The sequence below is a fragment of the Caulobacter sp. GW821-FHT11E11 genome (assembly GCF_058808315.1).
Genome location: NZ_JBXARO010000004.1, coordinates 124,531 through 149,449, shown reverse-complemented (window position 1 = coordinate 149,449; position 24,919 = coordinate 124,531). Strand labels below are relative to the sequence as shown.

24 protein-coding genes are annotated in these 24,919 nt (G+C 68.8%); 6 read left to right on the top strand and 18 right to left on the bottom strand.

All coding sequences use genetic code 11. The annotated features are described in order from the left end of the window. The first annotated feature begins 2 nt into the window (after window positions 1–2). A complete protein-coding gene (locus AC1RR5_RS11085) occupies window positions 3–182 on the top strand; it encodes a hypothetical protein (protein ID WP_492921559.1) in 180 nt (59 codons plus the stop codon). A gap of 4 nt (window positions 183–186) precedes the next feature. Here AC1RR5_RS11085 and AC1RR5_RS11080 read toward each other — a convergent pair whose 3' ends face one another. The 3 genes from AC1RR5_RS11080 to AC1RR5_RS11070 all read right to left on the bottom strand — a co-directional run bounded on the left by AC1RR5_RS11080 (window position 187) and on the right by AC1RR5_RS11070 (window position 2,201). Next, window positions 187–573, bottom strand: a complete 387-nt coding sequence (locus AC1RR5_RS11080) for a DUF6491 family protein (protein WP_492921557.1) — start codon at window positions 571–573, stop codon at window positions 187–189. 72 nt (window positions 574–645) lie between these two features. Continuing rightward, window positions 646–1,254: a glutathione S-transferase family protein gene (locus AC1RR5_RS11075; protein WP_492921556.1), complete on the bottom strand. Its 609-nt coding sequence runs from the start codon at window positions 1,252–1,254 to the stop codon at window positions 646–648. Next, window positions 1,251–2,201, bottom strand: coding sequence for a pyridoxal-phosphate dependent enzyme (locus tag AC1RR5_RS11070; RefSeq protein WP_492921555.1), 951 nt, complete (start codon window positions 2,199–2,201; stop codon window positions 1,251–1,253). The genes AC1RR5_RS11075 and AC1RR5_RS11070 overlap by 4 nt, the downstream gene beginning before the upstream one ends. Before the next feature lie 101 nt (window positions 2,202–2,302). Here AC1RR5_RS11070 and AC1RR5_RS11065 point away from each other — a divergent pair, with 101 nt between their 5' ends. Continuing rightward, complete coding sequence (locus tag AC1RR5_RS11065; RefSeq protein ID WP_492921553.1) at window positions 2,303–2,770, top strand: Lrp/AsnC family transcriptional regulator; 468 nt, start codon at window positions 2,303–2,305, stop codon at window positions 2,768–2,770. Here AC1RR5_RS11065 and nhaA read toward each other — a convergent pair. The 5 genes from nhaA to fdxA form a co-directional block, all read right to left on the bottom strand. Then, the gene (gene nhaA, locus AC1RR5_RS11060) at window positions 2,754–3,911 is read right to left on the bottom strand and encodes a Na+/H+ antiporter NhaA (protein ID WP_492921552.1); all 1,158 of its coding nucleotides are present in this window, start codon (window positions 3,909–3,911) and stop codon (window positions 2,754–2,756) included. The genes AC1RR5_RS11065 and nhaA overlap by 17 nt on opposite strands. Before the next feature lies 1 nt (window position 3,912). Continuing rightward, the gene (locus tag AC1RR5_RS11055) at window positions 3,913–5,190 is read right to left on the bottom strand and encodes a DUF5690 family protein (RefSeq protein WP_492921550.1); all 1,278 of its coding nucleotides are present in this window, start codon (window positions 5,188–5,190) and stop codon (window positions 3,913–3,915) included. 54 nt (window positions 5,191–5,244) lie between these two features. Continuing rightward, window positions 5,245–7,392 carry an ATP-binding protein gene (locus tag AC1RR5_RS11050; RefSeq protein ID WP_492921549.1) on the bottom strand — a complete coding sequence of 716 codons (2,148 nt, stop codon included), beginning with the start codon at window positions 7,390–7,392 and terminating at the stop codon, window positions 5,245–5,247. 184 nt (window positions 7,393–7,576) lie between these two features. Then, on the bottom strand, window positions 7,577–8,080 hold the full coding sequence (locus AC1RR5_RS11045) for a CarD family transcriptional regulator (protein ID WP_492814195.1): 504 nt from the start codon (window positions 8,078–8,080) through the stop codon (window positions 7,577–7,579). Between the two features lie 351 nt (window positions 8,081–8,431). Continuing rightward, window positions 8,432–8,773 carry a ferredoxin FdxA gene (gene fdxA / locus AC1RR5_RS11040; protein ID WP_492921548.1) on the bottom strand — a complete coding sequence of 114 codons (342 nt, stop codon included), beginning with the start codon at window positions 8,771–8,773 and terminating at the stop codon, window positions 8,432–8,434. A gap of 264 nt (window positions 8,774–9,037) precedes the next feature. Between fdxA and AC1RR5_RS11035 the strand changes: the two genes are divergently transcribed. Both AC1RR5_RS11035 and AC1RR5_RS11030 read left to right on the top strand, forming a co-directional pair. Next, window positions 9,038–11,128 carry a putative bifunctional diguanylate cyclase/phosphodiesterase gene (locus tag AC1RR5_RS11035; protein ID WP_492921546.1) on the top strand — a complete coding sequence of 697 codons (2,091 nt, stop codon included), beginning with the start codon at window positions 9,038–9,040 and terminating at the stop codon, window positions 11,126–11,128. Window positions 11,129–11,164: 36 nt separating this feature from the next. Beyond that, the gene (locus AC1RR5_RS11030; protein ID WP_492921544.1) at window positions 11,165–12,496 is read left to right on the top strand and encodes an ATP-binding protein; all 1,332 of its coding nucleotides are present in this window, start codon (window positions 11,165–11,167) and stop codon (window positions 12,494–12,496) included. Between the two features lie 7 nt (window positions 12,497–12,503). On the opposite strand, the gene AC1RR5_RS11025 is transcribed toward AC1RR5_RS11030, so the two are convergent. From AC1RR5_RS11025 to AC1RR5_RS11010, 4 genes are read right to left on the bottom strand one after another with little or no spacing between them, the layout of a single operon-like run. After that, window positions 12,504–13,169, bottom strand: a complete 666-nt coding sequence (locus tag AC1RR5_RS11025) for a DUF2625 family protein (protein WP_492921542.1) — start codon at window positions 13,167–13,169, stop codon at window positions 12,504–12,506. A 4-nt stretch (window positions 13,170–13,173) separates the two neighbouring features. Then, window positions 13,174–13,461 (bottom strand): RNA-binding S4 domain-containing protein, encoded by a 288-nt coding sequence (locus AC1RR5_RS11020; protein ID WP_492921541.1) that lies wholly within the window; start codon window positions 13,459–13,461, stop codon window positions 13,174–13,176. Then, a complete protein-coding gene (locus AC1RR5_RS11015) occupies window positions 13,458–16,004 on the bottom strand; it encodes a helicase-related protein (protein WP_492921539.1) in 2,547 nt (848 codons plus the stop codon). Before AC1RR5_RS11015 ends, AC1RR5_RS11020 begins: the two co-directional genes overlap by 4 nt. Before the next feature lie 47 nt (window positions 16,005–16,051). Next, window positions 16,052–17,686 (bottom strand): amidohydrolase, encoded by a 1,635-nt coding sequence (locus AC1RR5_RS11010; protein WP_492921538.1) that lies wholly within the window; start codon window positions 17,684–17,686, stop codon window positions 16,052–16,054. An 80-nt stretch (window positions 17,687–17,766) separates the two neighbouring features. On the opposite strand from AC1RR5_RS11010, the gene AC1RR5_RS11005 reads away from it, so the two are divergent. Then, on the top strand, window positions 17,767–18,342 hold the full coding sequence (locus AC1RR5_RS11005; protein WP_492921536.1) for a methylated-DNA--[protein]-cysteine S-methyltransferase: 576 nt from the start codon (window positions 17,767–17,769) through the stop codon (window positions 18,340–18,342). A gap of 190 nt (window positions 18,343–18,532) precedes the next feature. On the opposite strand, the gene AC1RR5_RS11000 is transcribed toward AC1RR5_RS11005, so the two are convergent. Beyond that, window positions 18,533–19,006: a DUF3617 domain-containing protein gene (locus AC1RR5_RS11000; RefSeq protein ID WP_492921535.1), complete on the bottom strand. Its 474-nt coding sequence runs from the start codon at window positions 19,004–19,006 to the stop codon at window positions 18,533–18,535. A 246-nt stretch (window positions 19,007–19,252) separates the two neighbouring features. Between AC1RR5_RS11000 and rpmB the strand changes: the two genes are divergently transcribed. Next, window positions 19,253–19,552, top strand: a complete 300-nt coding sequence (gene rpmB / locus AC1RR5_RS10995; RefSeq protein ID WP_492814208.1) for a 50S ribosomal protein L28 — start codon at window positions 19,253–19,255, stop codon at window positions 19,550–19,552. Between the two features lie 74 nt (window positions 19,553–19,626). Here the strand turns inward: rpmB and AC1RR5_RS10990 are convergent, their stop codons facing one another. From AC1RR5_RS10990 to cobT, 5 genes are all read right to left on the bottom strand, one after another. Beyond that, window positions 19,627–20,670, bottom strand: a complete 1,044-nt coding sequence (locus AC1RR5_RS10990) for an aldo/keto reductase (RefSeq protein ID WP_492921533.1) — start codon at window positions 20,668–20,670, stop codon at window positions 19,627–19,629. A 130-nt stretch (window positions 20,671–20,800) separates the two neighbouring features. After that, entirely contained in the window at window positions 20,801–21,100 is a 300-nt protein-coding gene (locus AC1RR5_RS10985; RefSeq protein ID WP_492921532.1) for a hypothetical protein, read from the bottom strand. A 270-nt stretch (window positions 21,101–21,370) separates the two neighbouring features. Further along, entirely contained in the window at window positions 21,371–21,682 is a 312-nt protein-coding gene (locus AC1RR5_RS10980; RefSeq protein ID WP_492921531.1) for a hypothetical protein, read from the bottom strand. 206 nt (window positions 21,683–21,888) lie between these two features. Continuing rightward, window positions 21,889–22,986 (bottom strand): esterase-like activity of phytase family protein, encoded by a 1,098-nt coding sequence (locus AC1RR5_RS10975; protein WP_492921530.1) that lies wholly within the window; start codon window positions 22,984–22,986, stop codon window positions 21,889–21,891. Continuing rightward, complete coding sequence (gene cobT, locus AC1RR5_RS10970; protein WP_492921529.1) at window positions 22,983–24,908, bottom strand: cobaltochelatase subunit CobT; 1,926 nt, start codon at window positions 24,906–24,908, stop codon at window positions 22,983–22,985. Before cobT ends, AC1RR5_RS10975 begins: the two co-directional genes overlap by 4 nt. Window positions 24,909–24,919 lie beyond the last annotated feature (11 nt).

Sequence of the window (24,919 nt, the reverse complement as noted above, 5' to 3'; positions counted from 1 at the left end):
TGATGCTGGAAGACATCCTCTCGGTCCTGCTCGCCGGCTCGGCCTGGACCGTGGCGCTGAAGCTGGCCGCCATCGTGGCCGGCTTCGTGTTGGGCGTTCGCCTGCTGGCCGGCGGCGGTCGCACGGCCGACGATCGCGACCGCACGGTGCTGGACGCCGTGCGTCGTCGTCGCCCGAACTAGGCGGCTACTTCTTCTTCTGGGTCTTCTGGGCCGCCAGCTCCTCCGGCGTCAGCTTGCGCACGTCGGTCACCGGATAGCGCTGCCGGCCGGTCGCGTCCGGCACGATGATCTCGGCGTCATAACCCGAGCACACCCAGGACCGCCCACGCGAATAGATGCCGATGCGCAGCGACCAGTCGATATCGGGCGACGGCGAGAACAGCGTCAGGCGATAGACGTTTCGGGGCGTGATGGTGACGTCCACCGTGCGGTCGTCGACGACGGTGAAGCCGTTGACGTCGTCGGGCCGGAAGCAAGAGCGCTCCGGTCGTTCCTTCTTGGCGTCGGCGGCGAGGACGGGGCCGGCGGACAGCAGCGCCGCCAGCACGACGGACCCGATCAGGATACGCATGATCAAACACTCCTAACGGCGCCCGCTCGCCACCCTCGCGCGCAAGCGTGGCCGGCTCAAGGCTCATGTGTTTCAGGCGTCCAACGTTTCGCCGACCAGGGTCGTTGCCCGCATCGACGGGCGCTGCTCGAACGCATCCAGCCAGGCGGCCAGGAGAGGATAGGCGCGCAGGTCGTGGATCTCGCGGAAGGCGATCCAGCTCAGCGCCGTGGCGATGGCGATCTCCGCCAGGCCGGGCGTGTTGGCGGGTTCGAACCGGGCCTCTAGATAGGCGCAGCCCGCCGCGACCTTGGCCAGATATCCCTCGCCCAGGGGCGGGTAGCGCAGATGTTCGGGCCGGCGGGTGGTCTCCCAGCGCACCAGGATGCCGGCCTCAGAGATTCCGTCGGCCACCGCCTGCCAGCGCAGGGCGGCGATGGGGTTCACCGGGATCAACGGCGCGCGATCGTGCAGAGCGTCCAGATATTGGCAGATCACGCTGGAATCGAAGATCGCCTCGCCGTCGTCGGTGATCAGCACCGGCACCTTGCCCAGCGGGTTGAGGGCGAAAACCTCGTCGTTGCGCAGGGTGGGGCTGGTCTCGTGGTGGATGACCTCGATGCGGTCGGCCAGCCCGGCCTCGTGAGCGAAGACCAGGGCCTTGCGGGCGAACGGCGAGTGGGTCTGGTAGAGCAGCTTCACGCGAGCGGTCCTTCGGTCAGGATGATCAGGGGTCTTGTGTCGGGCGTGTCGGCCAGCAGGGCCGCCAAGCCGGCCGCGCCGGAGGGCGTGGTGGGCAGGCCGGCGAAGGCCAGGTGGTCGGCGGCGATGCACGCGGCTTCATCGCTGACGGTGGCGAACTCGACGTCACAGCGCGCCAGCACCGCATGGGCCAGGACCGACGGCGCCTTGCAGTCCAGGCGGCCCATCACCGAGTCCGGCCCCTCGACCCGCACCGGCCGGCCCGCTGTCGCACTGATGGCGAGGCACGGCGCGGCGTCGGGTTCGACGATGACGATGCGCGGCTGGACCCGCCAGTTGGCGCGGATCATGTGGGCCATGGCGGCGGCCAGGCCGCCGACGCCGGCCTGCAGATAGACATCGGTCGGCCAGCGGCCCGAGACCTCGAACACCGCCCGCAGCTCCTCGGCGATCAGCGTGTAGCCCTCCATGACCAGGGCCGGCGGGCGGTCATCGAGCCTGTCGGCGGTGTCGGACAGCAGGATCGCGCCAGTCGCCGCCGCGTCGGCTTGGGCCTCCAGCAGCAGCTCATCGTAGCGGGCGTCGCTGATCACCGCCCCGGCTCCGGCCAGTTGAAGGCGGGCGACGAACGGCGCGGGCGTCGAGCGTGAGAGATGGATCCGCGCCTTGGCCCCCAGCAGCCGCGCGCCGGTCGCGACCGCGTAGCCGTGGTTGCCGGCGCTGGCGCAGACGAAGGTCGGGACGTCGTCCTGCTCGGCCAGCAGGGTCGCGACCGCATGGATGCCGCCGACCGCCTTGAAGGCCCCCAGGCCCATGCGGTCGCGCTCGTCCTTGATCAGGATGGTCGGGCCCCCCGCCTGGGTCAGGGTGCGCAGCGGCGTGGCGGCGAAACCGGGCAGGGCGGCCAAGGTGCGCAGCGGGGCGCCGGGGTCGGGGTTGAACGTCATGCCGTAAGGCTAGCGAAAAGTGCTGCGCTGTTTGTCTCGCTGATCGGTGTTCGTTCGGCTAAGTTTCCCGAAATTGCTCGTCAGGGTGAAAGAAATCGATCATGGCCGCCGAGGCGCTGGATGAGGCCGACCGGATCCTGCTGGATCAGCTGCAGACCGACGCCACCCAGGGCATCGACGCCCTGGCTCACGCGTGCGGCCTGTCGGTGGCCTCGGTGCAGCGGCGGCTGAAGCGTCTGCGGTCCAGCGGCGTGATCGCCCGTGAGGTCGCCCAGGTGGAGCCCGCGGCGGTGGGCCTGCCGATGACCTTCGTGATCATGGTCGAGCTGGAGCGCGAGCGCCGCGAGCAGTTGGCCGATTTCCGCAGCCGTGTCCGCGACGAGCCGCAGGTGCAGCAGGCCTATTACGTCACCGGCGAGAGCGACTTTGCTTTGGTCTGCGTGGCCAGGGACATGGCCGACTTCGAGGCCCTGACCCACCGATTGTTCTTCGAGAACGGCAATGTCCGCCGCTTCCGCACCTCGGTGGTGATGGAGCGGACCAAGGTCGGGCTCACCGTGCCGGTTTAGCCACCCTCAGGATGGCCATGCCGACCAGGGCGGAGGCCAGCGAGCCGGCCAGCACCCCGATCTTGGTCTCGTCGATCAGGTGCGGGTCCTTGAAGGCCAGGGCGCCGATGAACAGGCTCATGGTGAAGCCGATCCCGCACAGGGCCGCGACACCGTAAAGCTGGCCGACGCTGGCCCCGCGCGGCAGCCGCGCCCAGCCCAGCTTGATCAGGCCGAAGGCCACGCCGAACACGCCGACCTGCTTGCCGACGAACAGGCCCAGCGCCACGCCCAGCGGCACGGGATCCAGCAGGGCGGCGAGGCCGACACCGGCGAAGGACAGCCCGGCATTGGCGAAGCCGAAGATCGGGGTGACCACGAAGGCGACCGGCTTGTGCAGGGCATGCTCCAACCGGTGCAGCGGCGAGTGGTCGTCACTCCGCAGCGGGATGGTCAGGGCCAGGGCGACGCCGGCCAGGGTGGCGTGGATCCCAGACTTCAGCACCAGGAACCACAGCACCGCGCCCAACAGCAGGTAGGGCCACAGCTTCAGGACCTTCAGCCGGTTCAAGGCGACCAGGATCAGCAGCACGCCGCCCGCCGCGGCCAGATACAGCAGATGCAGCTGGGCGGTGTAGAACAGGGCGATGATCACGATGGCCGCCAGGTCGTCCATGATGGCGATGGCGGTCAGGAAAACCTTCAAGCTGGTCGGCACGCGCGGTCCCAGCAGGGCCAACACGCCCAGCGCGAAGGCGATGTCGGTGGCCGACGGGATCGCCCAGCCGGCGATGCTGGCCGGGTGTCCGGCATTGAAGGCCAGGTAGATCGCCGCCGGTAGCGCCACGCCGCCCAGGGCCGCCGCGCCGGGCAGGATCACGTCGGCGGGACGCGACAGCTGGCCGTCCAGGACCTCGCGCTTGATCTCCAGCCCGACCAGCAGGAAAAACAGCGCCATCAGGCCGTCATTGATCCAGTGATGGGCGCTCAAGGGGCCCAGATAGATGTGCAGCGCGCCGAAATAGGCTGGCGCCAGGGGCGAATTGGCGACGACCAGGGCCAGGGCCGCAGCGGCCATCAGCACATAGCCGCCGGCCGCCTCGTCCTTGAGGAAGGTGCTGAGGGCGCGGCGGGCGCGCAGGCTGATCGATCGTAACGCCATACTAGAGCGACCTCAGGAAACGATTGGCGAAGAACAGGCCCACCAGACCAAGACCGCAGGCGACATAGGCCCCGCTCGCCAGGAACTGGCCCCATTCGATGTCCAGCTTGGCGAACGATTTCACCAGCAACAGCGAGATGCTGCCGATATAGCCGAACGAGTCGGCGACATAGATCAAAAAGCCCGCCGTCCCCACCTTGCCGGTGGCGGCGATCATCCGGTCGAACAGCATGGCGTTGAACGGGGTGTAGCCCATGTAGAGCCCCGCGCCCGCCAGGATCATCCACCAGACCGGCGGCAGCACGTGCAGCTGATAGGCCAGGGTCGAAGCCCCGAGCAGCACAAAGCCCAGGGCCACGAAGCCGATGTTGAACGACACCGCGCGGCGGTTGTCCTTGACCCCCATCAGGGCGGCCAGGCCCACCAGCACGATCGCCGCCACCGGCAGCTCCGACAGGGTGAAGATCGAGGCGGCGTTCTTGAAGCCCAGCTCGGCCCAGATCTCGGCCGAGAAGTTGTCGCGGAAGTCGCGCAGGGCGGTCAGGATCACATAGACGGCGATCAGCAGGATCAGGGCCGGGGCGTGGGCGGCGAACAGGGCGATGCGGTCCTGCCGGCTCATCGGCGCGCGGCGCACGCGCTCGGCCTCGTCGGCGGCGTTGGGCGGCGGCAGCTGGGCCAGGGCGACGACGGCGACCAGCATCAGCGGCGCGAACACCAGGCCCGAGATGGCCGGCATCCACTTCTCGTCGACATTCGAGAGCAGCAGCATCTTGCCGACCGACTTGGCCACGCCGGATGAGAGGATGAAGCTGGCGCACAGCATGGCCCCCAGCACCTCGGTCAGGCGGCGGCCCTCGAGGAAGCCGAACACCAGGCCCCAGATCATCCCGAGACAAAGCCCGTTCAGATACATGGCCATCGGCCCAATCACCGTCGGCAGGGTCCCGAACAGCAGCAGCGACATCTGCGCTCCGAAGATCAGGGTCAGGATGCCCATGGCCCGCTTGCTGGGCTGCATCTCGGAGATCACCTTGACCCCGATGAACTTGGCCGTGGCGTAGCCGGCGACCTGGGCGATGACGAGGGCGATCTTGAAGTCGAAGGCGAACGGCCAGCCCTCGGGATGGCTGAAGGCGGCGGCCGTGAACGGCTTGCGATAGCCGAACATGGCGAAATAGACGGCGAAGGACGACAGGCCGCCGTAGAGGGCGAACAGCCAAGGCGGGGCGGTGGTCAGAAAGCGGGTCACAGCGCCCTGTCTGGCGTGTTCGTCCATGCGCGATCCCCTTACCAGCCCTCAGCTAGCCCGCTTCGTTCGTCGGGGGCAACTTCAGGCGGCCTGGGCGCCGCCCAGGACCACGTTCCAGAGCCGTTCGCGGTCGATCGGCTTGGCCAGGTGGGCGTCGGCGCCCGCGGCCAGGGCGGCCAGCTGGTGCTCGGGACCGACATTGGCGGTCAGCATGACGATCGGCGTGCGCCCCTCGCCCCGCTTGGCCTCGATGTCGCGAAAGCGCCGGGTGGCGGCCAGGCCGTCGACGCGCGGCATCTGCATGTCCATCAGAACCAGGTCGAAGCGGTCGCCCTCGAAGGCGTCGATGCCCTCCTGGCCGTCGCAGGCCATGATCAGCTCGACGCCCAGCGGGGCCAAGAGCAGCTCGACGACGGCGCGGTTGACCTCGTGGTCCTCGACCAGCAGCACGCGGGCCGGGCGCTCCGTCGGCGCATTGGCGGCGACCGGCGCGGCGGTGGTCGCCACCCGCAGCGGCACGGTGAAGCGGAACAGGCTGCCGGCGCCGCGTCTGGAGTGCGCTTCCAGCGTCCCGCCCAGCATCTCGACGATCGCCTTGCAGATCGGCAACCCCAGGCCCCCGCCGCCATAGCGCCGCGACAGCGAGCCGTCGGCCTGGGTGAAGGGCTCCAGCAGCTTGGGCAGCAGGGCCTCGTCGAAGCCGACGCCGGTGTCGCGCACCTCGACCGTCAGGCTGCGGGTCGCGGCCGAGGCGGTGGGCAGGGTGGCGATCGAGACCACGACCTCGCCGGCCTCGGTGAACTTGACGGCGTTGGCGGCCAGGTTGCCGACCACCTGGGCCAGGCGGGCCGGATCGCCCTCGAAGCGGCCCTCGGTCTGGGCGTTGAGGTCCAGGCGCAGGGCCAGGCCCTTGTCCTCGGCGCGGGCCCGCAGCGGGGCGATGGCCTCCTCGATGGTCTGGACCAGGTCGAAGGCGGCCAGTTCCAGCTTCAGGTCGCCGGCGTCCAGGCTGGCGACATCCAGAATGTCGGACATCAGCCGCTCGACGTCGCGGCCCGAGGCGCGGATCAGGTCGACCATCCGCCGCTGCTCGGGCGCGAGGGCAGTCTGGGACAGGGCGCTGCTGGCCCCGATCACGCCGTTCAGGGGCGTGCGGATCTCGTGGCTGACATTGGCCAGGAACACCGACTTGGCGCGGTCGGCGGCGGCGGCGTCCTGCTCCAGCTGGGCGCGCTCCAGCTGGCTCTCGCGGAAGGCCAGGACGGTCTCGGCGATGCGGCCGAACTCGTTGCGCTGGTCCAGGTGCGGGACTTCGACGGTCAGGTCGCCGGCGATCAACCGCGACATGGCCGCGATCAGCCCGTCGATCCGGCGGGTGATGCCGCGGTGGATGGCGAACGCCAGGGCCAGGGCGCCGCCGACCGAGATCGCCACGATCAGCAGGCTGACCCCGAAGCGGATGATCAGCAGGTCCAGCTCCTGCTTGACCGAGGCGTGCAGCTGGCGGGCGCTGGCGTCCCAGGCGGCGATGGCCGCGGTGTGCAGGCGATCCAGGTCCGGCGCGGCGCCCGCCGCCACGGCCTCGCGTTGCGACAGGGCGGCGGCCCGCGCCAGGTTCAGCTCGGTGCGGCGCGTCTCCAGCACGGCGCGGACATTGGGATCGTGGTGGTTCAGCGCGGCCTTGGCCAGCGACTGGTCCAGGATCTCGGCCTGGGCGTTCAGCCGCTCATAGGCCGAGAACACCCGCTGGCGGCGGCCGGTCATCTCGTCGGGCAGGGCGGCGACCTGGCCCAGGCGATGGATCGCGGTCCACAGGTTGGGCAGACCGACGGTGGCCGTGTCACCCAGATAGAAGCGGGCCAGATCGCGATCCAGGGTCAGGTTCGAGGCGTCGGCGATGGCGCTGATCAGCACCGCGCCGGACTCGGGCCGGTTGTCGGGCTGGGCGACGGCGAAGGCGTGCAGCGGGACCTCGACGCCCAGGTCCTGGGCGGCGTCCTCCAGGGCGCGGGTGTCGGGGCGTGTCGCGGCGACCACGCTGGGCCAGGTGTCGCGCAGCAGCACCGCGCCGCGGACCTCGCGCTCGGTGAAGGCGATGTCGCGCAGGGCGTAGACCGTCAGGGTCGACAGCAGGATGGCCAGCGGGACCAGGAACAGCACCGTCAGCAGGCTCAGGCGTTGGGCCAGAGTGGTGGCGCCGTCGAAGCGCTTGAGTGGGCCGAGCTGCACGGGGTCTTCACACTCCGGGCCACCCTCGACCCCGCCCCCCGGCAGGCGTCTGTGCGACCGCACGCGCATATGAGGGCGGATCGCGGCGACGGGCAAGCGGCGCCGTGGAGTGGTCTGTGCTCAAACAAAAACGCCCCTCGCTAGGCGGGGGGCGTCTTCGTGTTTCGAGGCTAGAAAGACCCGCTTAGGCGGCCTTGACCAGCGACTTGGTCAGGATGCCGATGGCGGCTTCGCGGTCGATGCGCTCGATGGCGGCGACTTCGCGAGCCATGCGGTCCAGGGCCGATTCATACAGCTGGCGTTCCGAGTAGGACTGTTCCGGCTGGTTCTCGGCGCGGTGCAGGTCGCGGACCACTTCGGCGATCGAGATCAGGTCGCCCGAGTTGATCTTGGCTTCGTATTCCTGGGCGCGACGCGACCACATGGTGCGCTTTACGCGGGCGCGGCCCTTCAGGGTGGTCAGGGCCTGAGAAACGGTGCCGCCTTCGGCCAGCGGACGCAAGCCGGCCGTTTTGGCCTTCTTGGTCGGGACGCGCAGCGTCATTTTTTCATGGTCGAAGGTGATGACGTAGACTTCGAGCGACATACCGGCCACTTCCTGGGTCTCGACCGCCTGAATGGTGCCCACGCCGTGCGCGGGATAAACGACGTGATCGCCGACCGAGAATTCCAGACCAGTCTTGCTCATGTTCGTCCTCATGTATGCGGGTCCTCGGGACCCGAACGCCGTAACCCATCCCAAATCAAAAACGACAGGTTCTTGCTCCGCGGAATGTGATGCGCGGGGCCAGGCCTGTCAGGATTTGGAATAGATCTCTAAGACACCCTTCGCCTTCGATCGGGCGAGCCGGTTCAAAATGGTTTCTTGAAACGGCTTCTTCGACAAGACGGACGGTCGCGAATAGCCGCAGCCGTCACGTCGAGGGCGACAATAGCATAAAATTCAGCCCTATGAAAGGGTTGCGTCCCGGCATGCGGGACGAACCGTCAAGCTTTCGCGGCCTGACGTCTTTTCAAGCTTGAGAAATCGCAGGCCCGCTTAGGAGCCCTTGCCCGGCTTTTCGCTGAAGTACTTCTCGAACTTGCCGGTCTCGCGCTCGAACGCCTCGCGGTCGGCGGGCGGCTCGCCCTTCACCGTGATGTTCGGCCAGACCTTGGCGTAGTCGGCGTTGATGCGCAGCCACTTGCCGTCCGCCTCGTCCTCGGTGTCGGGCTTGATGGCGTCGATCGGGCACTCCGGCTCGCAGACGCCGCAATCGATGCATTCGTCGGGATTGATGACGAGGAAGTTCTCGCCTTCGTAGAAGCAATCGACCGGGCACACCTCCACGCAGTCCATGAACTTGCAGCGGACGCAGGCGTCGGTGACGATGTAGGTCATCGAAAACTCGGATGAGGTCGGACGGAGTTAGGCGCGGGCGTTTTCGAAGTCCCAGGCCCTCTTGTCAATGCGGCTTGGCCGCGCGCGATCGCAGGAATTCTCTAGGCGCGGCCAGGGCGGGACGACTTTCTGCAACCATACGCTGGGCGTGTGGTGATGTCGCGCGGCATCGGGTCGTCTGGACGCAAACCATTTCTTATTGAACGAACGTGATTATGCCGACCAGGAAACGCCCAATAAAAACAAAGTCGGAAAGCCGACACGATGAAGATTGAAGCCTTGGCTGTCCAACCCACACTGGAGGCCGATACCGCCACGCGCGCCCTGGCCAGGGCGCGTGCGCGTGCATTCGGCGAGTTCGTTCGCGAGATTCCCTTTGCCGCGGCCTTGCTGGACCGCGACTTGACGCTGGTCGCCGTCAGCCGCGAATGGGCCGATCAGGGCATCGCCGCGGGCGTGGCGATCGGCGACGACGCCGGGGCCGGCGGGCTGGTGGCGCCTGAGGACGCCGGCGTGCTGCTGGCCTGCGCCGAGGAAGGCGTGCCGTTCTCGCGCTATCTGCCGACGTTCGACGCCAAGGGCGTGCAGCACGTCTGGCGCACGGAATTTTCCGCCTGCCAGGATGCGGGTGAGAACTACGCCATCATGATCACCGCCCGCGACGTCACGGGCTATGCCGAGAGCGTGCTGCGCGCCGAGCGCGACCAGCAGCGCCTGAAGATGGCGCTGGAACTCGATGACCTTCTGGTCCGCGAATACGACCTGCGCACGCGGGAGATCTATTTCTCGGGCACCGCGCCCGAGCTGCAGAAGTGGTGCCTGTTCGAAAACGACCCGCTGGAGATCGTCCATCCCGACGACCGCCAGCGCTGCGCCGATCTGGTCGCCACCCGCAAGATCGGCGAGGCCCGCGTCTTCGAGTTCAAGCTGAACCGCGACGACGATGTCGAGACCTGGGTCCGCTCGGTCGGCAAGGTGTTCGTCGGGGCTGACGGCAAGCCCGAAAAGCTGGTCAACCTGTTCAAGGACATCACCGATCGCCGCCGCCAGACCGAGGCGATCGAGACCCTGGCCTTCAAGGATCCGCTGACCGGTCTGCCCAACCGCGCCCTGTTCCAGCACCGCTTCCAGGAGGCGGTGACGGCGTCCGAGACGCTGGGCGAGATGTTCGGCCTGATCATGATCGACGTCGATCACTTCAAGGACATCAACGACAGCCTTGGCCACGATGCGGGCGACGCCCTGCTCAAGCGCCTGGCCGGCATGCTGCACCACGCCTTCCGCAGCAATGACACCGTGGCCCGCCTGGGCGGCGACGAGTTCGCCGTGATCCTACGCGGCCTGCACGGCGAGGCCGACATGCTGCGCCCGATCGCCAAGCTGCAGGACCTGCTGCGCCAGCCGATCGAGCACGGTGGTCGCAGCTTCACCGCCAGCGCCAGCATGGGGGCCGCCCTGCACGGCGATCCGGACGCCGATCCGGCCCACATGATCAAGAACGCCGACATCGCGCTCTATCGCGCCAAGGAGGCCGGTCGGAACCGCAGCATCCTGTTCGAGCCGTCGATGCGGTCCGAGGTCGAGCAGCGGCTGGAGCTGCTGCGCGATGTCCGCCTGGCCCTGTCGGAGAACGAGTTCACCCTGTTCTACCAGCCGGTCGTCGACATCCGCGAAGGCAAGGTCGCCGGCTTCGAGGCCCTGATGCGCTGGATCCACCCCGAGCAGGGCGTGCTGACCCCGGCCCGCTTCATGCCGGCCTTCGAGGATCAGGATCTGTCCCTGAAGCTGGGCGACGTGGCCTTCGAGGCGGCGCTGCGCCAGATGCGCGAGTGGCTGGACACCGGCGTCGACTTCGGCCGAGTGGCCGTCAACATCAGCTCGGCCCAGTTCCGCTCGGGCCGCCTGGCCGAGGAGATCCAGGAGCGCCTGGCCCGCTGGAACGTGCCGTGCGAGCGGCTCACGATCGAGGTCACCGAGAACGTCTATATGGGCTGGGGCTCGGATCTCGTTAGCGACACCGTCCGCCAGCTGCACGAGGCCGGGGTGATGATCGCCCTGGACGACTTTGGCACCGGCTATGCCAGCCTCGCCAACCTGCGCCAGTTCCCGATCGACCGCCTGAAGATCGACAAGTCGTTCGTCCAGAACGCCGAGGACGAGGCCATCGTGAAGGCCGTCATCACCCTGGGCACCTCGATGGGCATGAAGGTCGTCGCCGAGGGGGTCGAGGACGCCGAACAGCTGGCCGCCCTGGATCGCTACGGCTGCGACCAGGTGCAGGGCTACCATTTCGGCCGCCCGATGCCGGCGGGGGCCGTCGCCGGGTTCCTGAAGGGGTTCGGGGGTAACCCTTAGTGGTCTAGGACCCCGCGCTTCGTATAGCGTCGGGCCATGACACTGACGGTGCGCAAAGTGCTGCGGCGATCCCGCGGCTTCGTGGGGCGATCCATCTGGGTGGTGGTCGCGATCGTGCTGGTGCAGCTGACGGCCAGTGTCGCCTTCTACAGCGCCATCGATCGCCAGACCCTGCGCGAGGACCACGCCCGGCGGATCGCCGAGCTGCTGGTCGTCGGCGAGCGGGTCAGCAAGCTGGGCCAGGCCGATTTCGACCAGGTGATGAGCTCGCACTATCTCCAGGCCGAGGTGGTCGCCTTGCCGCCCGAGGGGCCGCCGACCACGCGGGCCCAGACGAGCGAGGCCAACGCCATCGCCGACTATGTCCAGCGCTGGGAGCCGGCCCTGGCCAACCGGCCGCTGCGCCTGTGGTCCGAGAGTCGGCCCGAGGGCGGGCGCGACCTCGGGGGCGTCATGGCCCTGAAGGACGGCCGCTGGCTGACCTTCCGCTCGCGCAACTTCCCCCGGCCCTGGCCGATCGCCCTGCGCGCGGTGGCCACGACCCTGGTCTTCTCCCTGGCCTGCTTGGGCCTGGGCGCCTACGCCCTGCGCCAGCTGGGCGAGCCGTTGCGCCGCCTGACCGAGGCCTCGCGCCACGTCGGTGAAGCGCCGGTCTCGCCGATCGCGGTCGAGGGCCCCAACGACATCGTCGAGCTGGGCCGGGCCTTCAACGACATGCAGCGCCGCATCGCCGGCCTGATCGAGGACCAGGCCCGGGCCATGGAGGCGCTCAGCCACGACCTGCGCACGCCCCTGGCCCGCCTGACCCTGGCGGCGGACTATATCGAGCCGGACGACATCAAGACGCTGGTCGCCGAAAACACCCACGAGCTGGACGCCATGCTGCGCTCCCTGGCCGACTGGCTGCGCGCCCAGCACTCGGCCAGCACCGCCGAGGTGGTCGACCTGCCGTCACTGATCCAGGGGATCACGGCGCGCTGGCCGGATGCCGTCCGATATGAGGGCGACAAGGCGCTCCTGGTCACCACCCATCGTGGCCCTCTGGAACAGGCGCTGATCCGCCTGATCGACAACGCCGTGCGTTTCGGCGGCCAGGCCAAGGTGCGGCTGTCCGACGGTCCTGACGGCCCACTGATCGAGGTGCTGGATCACGGACCCGGCCTGACCGACGAGGCCATGGCGCGGATCTACGAGCCGTTCTTCCGGGGGGATGCGGCGCGGGCGCGGGACACCGGCGGCTTCGGCCTGGGGATCCCGACGGCCGAGCGGCTGATCAAGCGCTTCGGCGGCAAGCTGGTTATCGGCAACCGCGAGGGCGGCGGGGTGAGCGCGCGGGTGTGGCCGCCGGTGGCGGTGTCGGAGGCCTAGCGCGGGGCTACTCTACGGCGAAGCCGCAGAGCTCCAGGCGAAGTTTCAGATTCTCGTCTGCGCTGATCACGCGGACATCCGGCCGCCTGTCCCGTACCTCTCGGGACCATAGGAACGGATAGAAAGAATAGGTCGTATCGAAAGCGGGGCGCGGCCTTGCTTCATACGCATCGAGATCCGCGAGCGGTCCGTAGAGCAGCTTCAGGTCGCCGGTCAGGCACCAGGCGACGAAGTCCGTGTAGCCGACCCCGAGCGACGCCCAAACCGTGTCATCGGCGGCGAGATGGAAGACCTCGCCCTGTCGGTCCGTCCCGAACCGACCGCCGTTGAGCGCGAACAAGCCGCCCAGGATGTCATCCCCCACGACGATGATGTCCGGATAGGTCCCGTCGAGCGGGCAACCCGTCAGCTCTGCGATGCGAAGAAGCGAGCGCGTTGCGCCGGATCCGAAAAGGCGCAGGAAACCCTCCGCCACCGACAGGCCGCCGGTTTCGTAAGCGATGGCGCCGAGCATCGAACGCGTCGTGACCTGCAGGGCCAACAGGGTATCGGAGCGCAGCGTCTCCTCGGCCGGAAGAAGGTCAGCGCCATTGCCGGCGGGATCAACTATCCACGACTGCAAGAGCGGAAGCGCTGGCTCCCGCTGGTCCAGCAGTTCGGCGAAGGCCCGCACGAACCTACCCCTCTACCGCTTCGTACAGCCCGCGCGCCTCGGTCGCCGGACCTCGACGTTCGCCGCAGTCCAGGACGCGCACGGCGATCAGGCGGCCGGCCAGACCAAACACCACCACGTCGCCGGGTTTCAGCGTCCGCGACGGCTTGTCCACCCGGGTCTCGGTTCCAGCCCGAGTCAGGCGGATGCGGCCTTCGTCGACGAATTTGGCGGCCAGGGAGCGGGTCTTGAAGAAGCGAGCGCGCCAGAGCCAGACGTCGGCGCGGACGCTATCGCCATGTGTATCCGTCATGACGCGGCTTTCTGGGCGGCCGGCTTGCGACGGCGGGGCTTCTTCCGTCTCGGCGGCGGCTCGGTCAGCTTGGCCAGGGCCGCGAACGGCGAGTCCGGCCGCGCCTTGACCGGCTTCTGCTCCAGCTTGGCCGCGCCGCGGCGTTTCCAGACGATCGGCTGGTCGGGCTTTGCGCGGATGGCGGGGGTGTAGTCCAGGGCCCGCAGCACATTGGAGGCCTGCTTGGCGGTCCAGCCCAGCTTCTCCAGCGCCTTGTCGGTCAGGATGACGCCGCCGTGGTGCTGCTCGGCGCGGAGCAGGGCGTCCAGCTCTTCCAGCGCCTCGACAGGCACGCTGAAGCCGGCCACGGCGCGCAGACCGCTGGCCGACAGTTCGCGCGCCGACGGCTCGGGCGAGGGCAGGGGCTCCAGCGTCGTCAGCGCCCCGCGCCAGCCGGTCGGGTTCAGGGCGCGGGCGCAAGCGATGGCCTCGGCCTTGATCGCGGCCGGGCAATAGAGGCTGAACGCCCCGATCCGCACGCCCAGGCTTTTCAAGGTGCGGCGCTCGGCCTGGCTCAGGGCTTTCAGCTCCGGATCCACCGGCCGCTTGTCCAGCACCCCACCGGCCTCCAGCAGGCGGTGGGCGACGCCGCGCGGCAGGCCGCGCAGCTCGCCGCCGCCCAGGGCGCGTTCCAGCTTGCGCAGCGGGGCCAGGTGCTTGTCGACCTCGCTGGCCAGGAAGGCGTCCAGTCGCCGCTCGGCCCGCTCGCGCACGGCCGCCGCGCCCAGTTCGCCCAGCAAGCGGGCGCGGGGCGACAGCAGCGGCAGGTCGCGACGCACCGCCCCGGCCGCCTCGCCGCGCCACAGGATCGCGCCATCGGGCGTCAGGGCGAAGGCGTCGTCGGGCTCGCTGGCCAGCACGCCCAGGCGACGGGCGATCTCGGGTCCCACCGCGCGCTGGGCGGCGTTGCGCAGGGCCTTCTCCTCCAGGGCGGAGGTCGCCTTGACCGGGGTGAAGGCCACGCCCGACAGGTGGCCGACCACGTGGCCCTCGACCGTCACCTCGCCGTCCTGGCCGACGCCGGCATAGAGCGTCTCGCGCTCGCCCAACTGCTTCATCAGCACGCTGGTGCGGCGGTCGATGAACCGGGCCATCAGCTTTTCGTGCAGGGTGTCGCTGATCCGGTCTTCCAGCTGGCGGGTCAGGCCTTGCCAGTGGGCGGGGTTTCCCACCCAGTCGGGACGGTTGGCGATGTAGCTGAGCGTGCGCACGCCCGACAGCCGCGCGGCCAGGCTGTCGATCTCGCCATCGACGCGGTCCAGCGCCTTGAACTGGCCGTTGATCCAGTCCTCGGGCAGGCGCTTGCGCCCGGTGGTCAGGTCGTCGAACAGGGTCCGCGCCATGCGCTGGTGGTCGTCGTCGGTAGTCTTGCGGAAGTCCGGCGTCTGGCACACGTCCCACAGGCGCAGCAGGGCCGAGCGGTCGGTCTTGCAGCGCTTGATGACGTCCTCGTCCTTGGCCAGGGCCCGCAGGGTGCGCTCGTCCAGCGCCTCCTGCGACAGCGACAGGCTCTTGCGTCCCGGCGTCTCGTTCAGCGACCGCAGCAGGCCCGGCAGCGAGCCGAAGTCCAGACGGGCGTTGCGCCACTCGGCCTGGGTGATCGGCTCGAAGGTGTGGCTCTCGACGGCCTCGACCAGGTCCTCGTCGATCTCCTCGCAGTCACCCGTCACACCAAAGGTGCCGTCGCGGGTGTAGCGGCCCGCGCGGCCGGCGATCTGGCCGACCTCCTGCGGATAGAGCCAGCGGGTGCGCTTGCCGTCGAACTTGCGCAAGCCCGCGAAGGCCACGTGATCGACGTCCATGTTCAGGCCCATGCCGATGGCGTCGGTGGCCACCAGGAAGTCGACTTCGCCGGACTGGTACAGGGCGACCTGGGCGTTGCGGGTGCGGGGGCTGAGCGAGCCCATCACGACCGCCGCGCCGCCGCGCTGGCGGCGGATCAGCTCGGCGATGCCGTAGACCGCGTCGGTGGAGAAGGCGACGATGGCGCTGCGCCGGGGCAGGCGGGTCAGCTTCTTGGAGCCGGCATAGGACAGGTTGGAAAACCGCTCGCGCCCGACGAGCTCGGCGTCCGGCAGCAGGCGGCGCACCAGCGGACCCATGGTCCCGGCTCCCAGGAACATGGTCTCGAACTTGCCGCGCGCATGCAGCAGGCGGTGGGTGAAGATGTGGCCGCGCTCGGGATCGGCGCACAGCTGGATCTCGTCGACCGCCAGGAAGTCGACCTCACGCGCCAGCGGCATGGCCTCGACGGTGCAGACGAAATAGGCGGCGCGCGGCGGGGTGATCTTCTCCTCACCGGTGATCAGGGCGACGGCGGCCTTGCCGCGCAGCTTGACGACCCGGTCATAGATCTCGCGCGCCAGCAGGCGCAGCGGCAGGCCGATCATCCCCGAGGCATGGCCCAGCATCCGCTCCACGGCCAGGTGGGTCTTGCCGGTATTGGTGGGCCCCAGGACGGCGGTCAGCTTCGAAGGGGCCAGGCCGGTCGAACGGTCACTCATGGATTCAAGGTGGGGCGGGAATCGTGGGGAGGCAAGGCGGTGCGGCGCTACGGCCGCGCGAACACCACCTTGCCGTCCACCACCGTCAGCACCGGCTGGGCCGTCAGGATTTCCTTGGGCTCCACCGTCATCAGGTCCTTGTCGAAGGCGGTGACGTCGGCCTTCTTGCCGGCCTCCAGGGTGCCCAGCTCCTTCTCGCGGAACACCGCATAGGCCGGGGCGAGGGTCAGCATCTTCAGGGCCTGGGCGCGGGACACCGCCTCTTCCAGATGCCAGTCGGCGTTGGCGAACCCCGTCAGGCTGTGGCGGTGGACGGCGGCGTAGAACTCGATGCGCGGGTCGCCGACCTCGACCGGGGCGTCCGAGCCGGCGGCCACCACGACGCCGGCGGTCAGGAAGTCCTTCCAGCGATAGCCTTCGTGCAGGCGGTCCTTGCCCAGGCGCGCTGGGGCGAAATAGAGGTCGCCGATCGCGTGGCTGGGCTGCATCGAGGCGATGACGCCCAGCTTGGCGAAGCGAGGCACGTCGGTGTCGGCGACGATCTGGGCGTGCTCGATGCGCCAGCGGGCGGCGGTGTCGCCGGCGAGGGTCTCTTCGAACCAGTCCAGGGTCATGCGGTTGCCGCGGTCGCCGATGGCGTGCATGGCCACCTGGGCGCCGACCGCCTTGGCCTGCTTCATCAGGGCCAGGCCCTTGTCGCGCGGGGTCAGCTGCAGGCCCAGGCTCTCGGCGTCGCTATAGGGCTCCAGCAGGGCCGCGCCGCGCGAGCCCAGGGCGCCGTCCATATAAAGCTTGATGCCGCGCACCCGGATCAGGCCGGTCGCGTCGGTTTGCGGGCCCTTGGCCAATACCTCGGCCGCGCCGCTGGGGTCCATGTAGTTGTCGACCCGGATCTTGAAGGCGCCCTTGGCGGCCTCGTCGCGGATCAGGGCCAGGTCGTCGGCCATGACGCTCATATTATCGAGGCCGGTCCAGCCGCGCGCGGCGTAGAGCGCGCCGGCCTTGCGGACCGCCTCGCGCATCAGGGTCTCGCTGGGCGGTGGGATGACGCCCTCGACCAGGCTCTGGGCGTGGTCGATCAGCATGCCGTCGGGCTGGCCGTCCGGACCTTTGAGGATCTGGCCGCCGGCGGGCGCGGCGGTGGTCGCCGTGACCCCGGCCTTGGCCAGGGCGGCGCTGGAGGCGACGCTGGCATGGCCGTCGGAGCGTTCCAGCACGATGACGCGGCCCGGCGCGGCGGCGTCCAGGTCGGCCTTGGTCGGGAAGCGCTTCTCGGGCCAGTGGGTCTCGATCCAGCCCCGGCCGAAGATCGCGCCCTCGGGATGGGCGGCGGCATAGGTCTTCACCGTCGTGACGAGCTCAGCCACCGACTGGATCTGGTCGAGGTTCAGGGTCAGCTCGCGCAGGCCGATGCCGACCAGGTGGGCGTGGGCGTCGACGAAGCCGGGATAGGCGGCCGCGCCCTTCAGGTCGATGTCGCGGGCGTCCTTGGTCGCCTTGGCCTTGGCGGCGGCCAGCGGGCCGACGAACAGGATCTTGTCGTCGCGGATCAGCACCGCCTCGGCGGTGGGCGCGGCGTCGACCCCGGTATGGATCGGGCCGCCGTGGATGAGAATGTCGGCCGCATTGGCCGAGGAGATAGACGTGGCGGCCAGCAGGGCGGCGAGCAGAATCGGGCGCAAGAGCAGCCTCCGGAGAGCAAGTTCCGGAAATCGTACGGGTGGCGCCTCCCAACTCGCAACAGGCCTGCTATTTTTCCTGCATGACCGCCCAGGGTTTCACCCTTTTCGACACGGTGATCGGGCGCTGCGGCCTCGCCTGGGGCGAGCGCGGCCTGATTGGCGTGCAATTGCCGGAGAGCTCGCCGGGCGCGGCCTGGGCGCGGCTGCGGCGTCGGTTCCCCGACGCGGTCGAGGCCGAACCCTCCGCCGAGCTCGAGGCGGTCATCGAGCGAATCCGCGATCTCTTGGCCGGCGGCCGCGATGACCTGTCGGACATCCCCCTGGATCTGGACGGCCAGTCGGCTTTCAACCTGCGGGTCTACGAGATCGCAAGGGCCATCACGCCGGGCGACACCTCGACCTATGGCGAGGTGGCGAAAGCCATGGGCGAGCCGGGCGCGGCGCGGGCCGTGGGCAAGGCTCTGGGCGAGAACCCCTGGCCGATCGTGGTGCCCTGCCACCGCGTGCTGGGCTCCTCGGGTCACATGGGCGGCTTCTCGGCCCCCGGCGGGGCGGAGACCAAGGCCAAGCTGCTGACCATCGAGAAGGCCAAGACCAGCGAGGCGCCGACGCTGTTCGACCTGGAATTCTCGGTCGCGCCGCCGCGCGGCGCTTAGGCGCCTATCCATAAATCTGAGGGGAGCCGGAGATCGTCCGTAGGCAACGCTTAACGCGCGCTAACGCTTCTCCGAACAGGGGCGAAACGAATCAGGACCGAATCGGCGACGTTCCCCGATTCAGTGTTTGTTCCCTACAAGCTATTGTAGCTTAAAGCGGATTAACCACAAATTGGTTCAGGAAGCGCCGCTACTTGGCCGCCGTTTCCTCGGGCTTCTTCGCTTCCGGCGGGCACTCGGCCGCCAGGCGCTTGGCGGTCATGCTGCCGGCCAGGGGCATGCCGCTGATGGTCTTGATGTGGATGTCCATCTTGAAGCTCTCGGGCGTGTAGCTGCCGTCAGCCGTGACCGGCGAGACGCGGTCCTTCTTGTCGGTCCAGGTGCCCTTCAGCTGGATCTTGCCGTCCTTGACCACATTGGTGGTGTACTCGCAGCGATAGCGCTTGGTGCAGATGCCGCGCGAGAACTGCTCGGCGTCGGCGGGCTTGAGGCACTTGGTCTCGTTGCTGACCGGGATCATGCCGATCTTGTAGTCGTACTCCCACTGGCCGGGGAGAATCGTCGAGTGGGCCGCGCGTCCCGCGGGTTGGGCCAGGCTGAAACCGGCGATAGCGACGCCCGTGCAAAGAGCCAGGGCGGAAGCAACGAGGGCGGTGGAACGCATACGGCGGGTCTCCTTCATGCAGCTCCCTATATAGAGTGCGATATGAACCGTGCTTGAAGGCGGCGGTGAGGCGTCCGGTTCCCGTCGCGGATGCGCGCCGACAGCCTTGACTCATGTATGGGCCTTCGCCTATATCGCCGGCTCTCGCGCGGTCGGCTTGGTCCAATCGCGTGTCCGAATTCATATCTTATCGGAACCAGGCTCTTCACCGAGCCAGACGGTTTCGCCCAAGCCAAGGTAACCACCATGTCGCGCCGTTGCGAACTTACCGGTATCGGTCCGATGGTCGGCCACAATGTGAGCCACTCGAACATCAAGACCAAGCGCCGCTTCCTGCCGGCCCTGTCGCCGGCGACGCTGGCCTCGGAGTCGCTGGGCCAGACGTTCCGTCTGCGCATCAGCAACGCCGCCCTGCGCACCCTGGACTTCAAGGGCGGCCTGGACGTGTTCCTGCTGGGCGCCAAGGACGAGCAGCTGTCGCCGCGCGCCCTGAAGATCAAGTCGCAGGTCAAGGCCAAGGCCAAGGCCGCCGCTCAAGCCGCCTAAGGCTTACGGTTCTAGACTGATCCATCGAAAGCCCGCCGGGTTCGCCCGGCGGGCTTTTCGTCGTTCCTGTGCGGCTAGAGCAGGGCGCGGCCGGTCGGCGCGATCCGATCGGGAATGCCGCCGGCCAGGACCTGGCGATTGCCCGGGTTGGCGATCATGCCCTGTGGGAAGACGACCGGCGGGGCGCTGGCGGCGTCCAGGCGGGCGATCTGCTCGAGGCTCAAGGTCACGTCGGCGGCGGCCAGATTGCCGGCCAGCTGCTCAGGCGTGCGCGGCCCCAGGATCGGCAGGACGCCCTTGGCCAGCACCCAGGCGATAGCGACCGCGCCGGGGCTGTCGCCGGCCTCCTGAGCGACGGCCAGGACGGCGTCCAGGGCGGCGGTCTTGCGCGCGTCGCCTTCCTCATCGTGGATGACGACGCCGAGGCCTTCCTTGCGGCCGGTCTGACCCAGCCGGTACTTGCCGGTCAGCAGGCCGCCGCCCAGCGGCGACCAGCCCACGACGCCCAGGTCGAAGCCGTCGGCCATCGGCAGCAACTCGGCCTCGGGCGTTCGCTCGACCAGGCTGTACTCCAGCTGGATGGCGCTGACGCCTGACCAGCCGCGCAGCTCGGCGATCGTCGCGGCGCGGGCGGTCCGCCAGGCGGGGAAGTCCGACAGGCCCGCGTGCAGCGCCTTGCCCGAGCGGATCAGGTCCTCCAGCGTCCGGGCCAGCTCGTCGGTCGGCGTGACCTGATCGGGCATGTGGACCCAAAGCAGGTCGACGCGGTCGGTCCTCAGGCGCTTCAGGCTCTTTTCCAGCGACTGGGTGATGGCCTTGCGGCTGTTGCCGGTGCCCTGCAGGCCGGCCCCGGGCGAGTCGCCCATCGAGACCTTGGTGGCCAGCACGACATCGTCGCGATCAGCGGCCACGAACTCGCCCACCAGGGTCTCTGACTGGCCGAACTGATACTGGTCGGCGGTGTCGATGAAATTGCCGCCGGCGGCGCGATAGGCGTCATAGATCGCCTTGGCCTGACCCCGCTCGGCGCCATAGCCCCAGCCGGTGCCGAAATTGCCTGTGCCCAGGGCCAGGGACGAGACTCGCAGGCCTGTACGGCCAAAGATCCGATAGCGCATGGGGTCCTCCTTCGTCGGGCGACGATGCGCTCGAGCGGGGAGGCGGCCTTGCAGGAACGCGACGCGAACAAGCAAAACCCGCCGCGACTGAGCCGCGGCGGGTTTGGAAGCTTGTTACTCTAGTGGTCGCTTAGCGGGCGACGACGGCGCCCGACGACGGGTTGGCCGAGTTGTAGGCCGACAGCGCCGGGTTGTTGATCTTCGACACGGCGTCGTTGACCGAGGCGCGGATGCAGGCCGGGTACAGGTAGCCGGCGAGGGCTTCGCCACGCACGTCTTGCCAGCACACGGTGGAGGCGGCCTTGACGATTTCGGCGCGGACTTCGGCGGCCGACTTGCCGGTGACCTTGACGCGGATTTCAGCGGCCGAAGCGGGAGCGGCGGCGGCGAGAACGATGGCCGAAGCGGCCAGAACGATGGAGCGGATCATCTCGAAAGTTCCGAAAGGGGGTTGTGATCAACCACCTCCAGACGCGTTCCTCTGACGGCCAGTACCTGGTCTATCGCCTGCTCAGCCCGTCGCGTTGCATATAGCAACGTTCTCCTGGGTTATCAACGATTATATTGCATTGCACCCTTAGCTTGAGCGTTCGGGTGTTTCGCGTGCGAACAACCGATTGCAGGCCAGAAGGCTGGCACGAAAAAGCCCGCGAGACCGAAGTCTCACGGGCCTTACTCAGCTCAGCGAGCGGTCCGCTGATTAGCGGGCGGCGACTCGCATGAAGTAGACGCTGCGGCCTTGGGCCTTGTTGTAGGCGACCAGGTCGCGGCTCTTGGTGCGCAGGACGGCGTCGCGGGTGACTTCGCGCACGCAGTAGGGGGCCAGGTCCGAAGCGGCCGGGTTACCGGCCAGGTCTTCCTGGCAGAGCAGCTTGGCGGCGTTGATGATGTCGGCGTGCACTTCGGCGGAAGCGCGGCCGGCGACCTTGATGGTGATTTCACCAGCGCTGGCCGAGGTGGCGGCGGCGGTGGTCATCAGGGCGGCGATGGCGATAGCGAGCAGGCGGATCATTTTGATAGTCCCGGAAAGGAGGTTGGATTCAACCGCCTCCAGGTGCGTTCCTCTGACGGCCCAGGTTCTCGCCCTCTCGTCGTCCGTCACTGACACCGGTATCTGGTACCGGTACCTATTGCAAGTGCGAAATCCGACTTTTCGGAAAAAAGTTCAATAGTATCATATAGTTGGCAATGAAACCGTCTCGTGTGAAACGAAACGGGTTAGCGCTTGCGAACGGGTTTCCGGGCAGGCTTGGGCGGAAGCGGCGCGGGCATGGGCGGCGCGACCCAGTCGAAGGCCAGCAGCAGGGTGCGCTGGCTGTTGCTGACCGCGCCGTCGTCCGAGATCAGGTAGAGACGCGTGGAGCCGGCCGGCGCGCCCGGCGGCGGACCGGTCAGGGACACGCCCTCGAAGTTGTCGCGCGGCATGGCCCCCTCGATGTGCAGGGCGGCGGACGTCCGCTGCTGGGCCAGGGGCTTGGTCGGGTCGGAGATGAACCGCACCACCGAGCGCCAGCCGCGCACGGGGTCGTAGCCGCGGTGCAGGGTGGCGATGGCCGTGCCCGAGAAGGGCGCGAAGCCCGTCAGGCCCCAGGTGAAGTCCGGGCCCGATTGCGGCGGCAGCGCCTTGCAGTCCGAAGACAGGCGGCACAGCCAGACCTCGCCCTCCTCGCCGCCGACGATATAGGCGTCGGGGCCGGCGGCCGGATAGGCGGTGATGGCCTCCATGCCCTCGTTGTCGGGGAAGATGGTGGCGGGCTTGGGGGCGGGGGCGGGCAGGCTCCAGGTCCCGTCGGGGCCGACCGCGTAGCGCCAGATGCGATGGTTGCGCTCGAAGCTGACCAGGCGGTCGCCATTGGGCAGCACGGCCAGGCCCTCGGCGTCGGCGTGCTGCTTGTTCTGCAGCGGCTGGCCGTCCGGACCCTTCAGGGGCTGCAGCTTGCCGTCGGTGACGCCGACCAGGCGACCGGTCGCGTCCAGCTGCAGCTGGGCCTCGAACAGGTCGCCGTCATCGCTGATCGCCGTCAGCCGGCCGTCGACCGTGACCGACAGGTCCGAGAGGCCGTGTAGGCGGGTGGTGTCGGCGCTGGTCAGCACCAGGCCGCCGGCATAGGTGAAGCCGCCGCCGGCATCGACCTTGGCGGGGTTAGCCGCGTCCAGCGGCACGGGCGTGGTGGTGACGCTGATCTCGGGGCCAGCCTTGACCGGCGCGGCCGGGACCATGGGGGCCGGCGGAGCCCGGCGCGGCGTGCACTGGGTGGCCATGCCGCCCAGGCCGCCGACCAGACCCAGGATCAGCGCGAACCGCGGACCGATCACGCGGGGACCTTGCCGGCCTTCGGGACCTGCGGGGTCACGACCGGCGGCGGAGCCAGCAGGCCGCGCGTGCGGGCGATCTGGCGCGGTTCTTCCTCGAACAGAGCGGCCAGCTGTTCGACCAGCACCCCGCCCAGCTGCTCGACATCGACGATGGTGACGGCGCGGCGGTAATAGCGCGTGACGTCGTGGCCGATGCCGATGGCGATCAGCTCCACGGGGCTCTTGCCCTCGATCTCACCGATGACCTGGCGCAAGTGACGCTCCAGATAGTGGCCCGAATTGACGCTCAGGGTGGAGTCGTCCACCGGCGCGCCATCGGAAATCACCATCAGAATGCGGCGGGCTTCGGGCCGGTTGATGACGCGCTGGTGCGCCCACATCAGGGCCTCGCCGTCGATGTTCTCCTTCAGGAGCCCCTCGCGCATCATCAGGCCCAGGTTCTTGCGGGCCCGGCGCCAGGGACTGTCGGCGGCCTTGTAGATGATGTGGCGCAGGTCGTTCAGACGGCCCGGCGCGGCGGGCTTGCCGGACTTGATCCATTCGTCGCGGCTGGTGCCGCCCTTCCAGGCGCGGGTGGTGAAGCCCAGCACCTCGGTCTTGACCCCGCAGCGCTCCAGGGTCCGCGCCAGGATGTCTGCGCAGATCGCCGCCACCATGATCGGCCGGCCGCGCATCGAGCCGGAATTGTCGATCAGCAGGGTCACGACCGTGTCGCGGAACTCCTGGTCCTCTTCCTGCTTGAAGGAGAGGGGGGCGGTCGGATCGATGATCACCCGCGTCAGGCGGGCGACGTCCAGCATCCCTTCCTCGAGATCGAAGGTCCAGGCGCGGTTCTGCTGGGCCAGCAGGCGGCGCTGCAGCTTGTTGGCCAGGCGCGAGACGACGCTGGAGAGCGCGCTGAGTTGCTGGTCCAGATAGGCCCGCAGTCGCGTGAGTTCCTCGGCGTCGCACAGGTCCTCGGCGTCGACGACCTCGTCGTGGGCCGTGGTGAAGATCTTGTAGAGGGGCTCGCCGCCCTGGGCGTTGCTGGTGTCGGGCCGGGCGGCCTTGGCGCCGTCGCCCATGTCGGGCGTCTCGTCGGACTCCTCGGGCTCGCCCTCCTGGTCCGACTGGACCATCTCTTCGTCGCCGGACTCGGTCTCGCGGTCGGAGGCTTCGCTCTCCTGCGGGGAAGAGCCCTCGGGCTGTTCGCCTTCGCCCTCGCCCTGATCCTCGTCGGAGTTCTCGGTCGCGCCCTCGTCCTCGCCGTCGTCCTCGTCGGCGCTTTCGGTGGCCTCGGACATCTCTTCGCCGAGGTCGAGGTCGCGCAGGATCTCGCGGGTGACACGGGCGAAGGCGGCCTGGTCGTCGATGGCGGCGGCCAGGCGGTCCAGGTCCTTGCCGGCCTTCATCTCGATGTCGTTGCGCAGGATGTCGACCAGGGCCTTGGCCCCGTCGGGCGGCGCGTCGCCGGTCAGGCGCTCGCGCACCATCAGGCCCAGGATCTCGGCCATGGGGGCGGACTGGCGGTCGGTGGCGACGGCGCGGGTCAGGCCCTGCTTTTCCAGCCGCGCCTCGAGGGCGGCGGTCAGGTTCTGGCGCACCCCGCCCAGGGCGTTGGCGCCGATCGCTTCCAGGCGGGCCTGCTCGATCGACTCGAACGCCGCCTGGCCATCGGGCGAGGCCGGACGGGCGCGGGCGTGGGCCATCGGGTCGTGGTGGGCCAGGCGCAGGGCCATCTGGTCGGCCAGGCCCCGGATGCGCGCGGCCTCCTTCGACGACAGGTCGCGCGGCGGATGCGGCAGGATCGCCCGCTTGCCCAGCAGCTGGGGGCCATCGCCCGAGAACACGACCTCCAGGTCCGGGGTCTCGGCGAGCGAGCGCGCGGCGTGCGCCAGGGCGCGCTTGAAGGGTTCGGTCGGGCTTTCGGGCTTGGAGGCCATGGCTTCGAGTT

What these genes read in the sequence shown, in the direction of transcription:
- AC1RR5_RS11085 (WP_492921559.1), top strand. Translation starts at nt 3, where the DNA reads ATGCTGGAAGACATCCTCTCGGTCCTGCTCGCCGGCTCGGCCTGGACC.
- AC1RR5_RS11080 (WP_492921557.1), bottom strand. Translation starts at nt 573, where the DNA reads ATGCGTATCCTGATCGGGTCCGTCGTGCTGGCGGCGCTGCTGTCCGCC.
- AC1RR5_RS11070 (WP_492921555.1), bottom strand. Translation starts at nt 2,201, where the DNA reads ATGACGTTCAACCCCGACCCCGGCGCCCCGCTGCGCACCTTGGCCGCC.
- AC1RR5_RS11065 (WP_492921553.1), top strand. Translation starts at nt 2,303, where the DNA reads ATGGCCGCCGAGGCGCTGGATGAGGCCGACCGGATCCTGCTGGATCAG.
- nhaA (WP_492921552.1), bottom strand. Translation starts at nt 3,911, where the DNA reads ATGGCGTTACGATCGATCAGCCTGCGCGCCCGCCGCGCCCTCAGCACC.
- AC1RR5_RS11055 (WP_492921550.1), bottom strand. Translation starts at nt 5,190, where the DNA reads ATGGACGAACACGCCAGACAGGGCGCTGTGACCCGCTTTCTGACCACC.
- AC1RR5_RS11045 (WP_492814195.1), bottom strand. Translation starts at nt 8,080, where the DNA reads ATGAGCAAGACTGGTCTGGAATTCTCGGTCGGCGATCACGTCGTTTAT.
- fdxA (WP_492921548.1), bottom strand. Translation starts at nt 8,773, where the DNA reads ATGACCTACATCGTCACCGACGCCTGCGTCCGCTGCAAGTTCATGGAC.
- AC1RR5_RS11035 (WP_492921546.1), top strand. Translation starts at nt 9,038, where the DNA reads ATGAAGATTGAAGCCTTGGCTGTCCAACCCACACTGGAGGCCGATACC.
- AC1RR5_RS11030 (WP_492921544.1), top strand. Translation starts at nt 11,165, where the DNA reads ATGACACTGACGGTGCGCAAAGTGCTGCGGCGATCCCGCGGCTTCGTG.
- AC1RR5_RS11020 (WP_492921541.1), bottom strand. Translation starts at nt 13,461, where the DNA reads ATGACGGATACACATGGCGATAGCGTCCGCGCCGACGTCTGGCTCTGG.
- AC1RR5_RS11015 (WP_492921539.1), bottom strand. Translation starts at nt 16,004, where the DNA reads ATGAGTGACCGTTCGACCGGCCTGGCCCCTTCGAAGCTGACCGCCGTC.
- AC1RR5_RS11005 (WP_492921536.1), top strand. Translation starts at nt 17,767, where the DNA reads ATGACCGCCCAGGGTTTCACCCTTTTCGACACGGTGATCGGGCGCTGC.
- AC1RR5_RS11000 (WP_492921535.1), bottom strand. Translation starts at nt 19,006, where the DNA reads ATGCGTTCCACCGCCCTCGTTGCTTCCGCCCTGGCTCTTTGCACGGGC.
- rpmB (WP_492814208.1), top strand. Translation starts at nt 19,253, where the DNA reads ATGTCGCGCCGTTGCGAACTTACCGGTATCGGTCCGATGGTCGGCCAC.
- AC1RR5_RS10990 (WP_492921533.1), bottom strand. Translation starts at nt 20,670, where the DNA reads ATGCGCTATCGGATCTTTGGCCGTACAGGCCTGCGAGTCTCGTCCCTG.
- AC1RR5_RS10985 (WP_492921532.1), bottom strand. Translation starts at nt 21,100, where the DNA reads ATGATCCGCTCCATCGTTCTGGCCGCTTCGGCCATCGTTCTCGCCGCC.
- AC1RR5_RS10980 (WP_492921531.1), bottom strand. Translation starts at nt 21,682, where the DNA reads ATGATCCGCCTGCTCGCTATCGCCATCGCCGCCCTGATGACCACCGCC.
- cobT (WP_492921529.1), bottom strand. Translation starts at nt 24,908, where the DNA reads ATGGCCTCCAAGCCCGAAAGCCCGACCGAACCCTTCAAGCGCGCCCTG.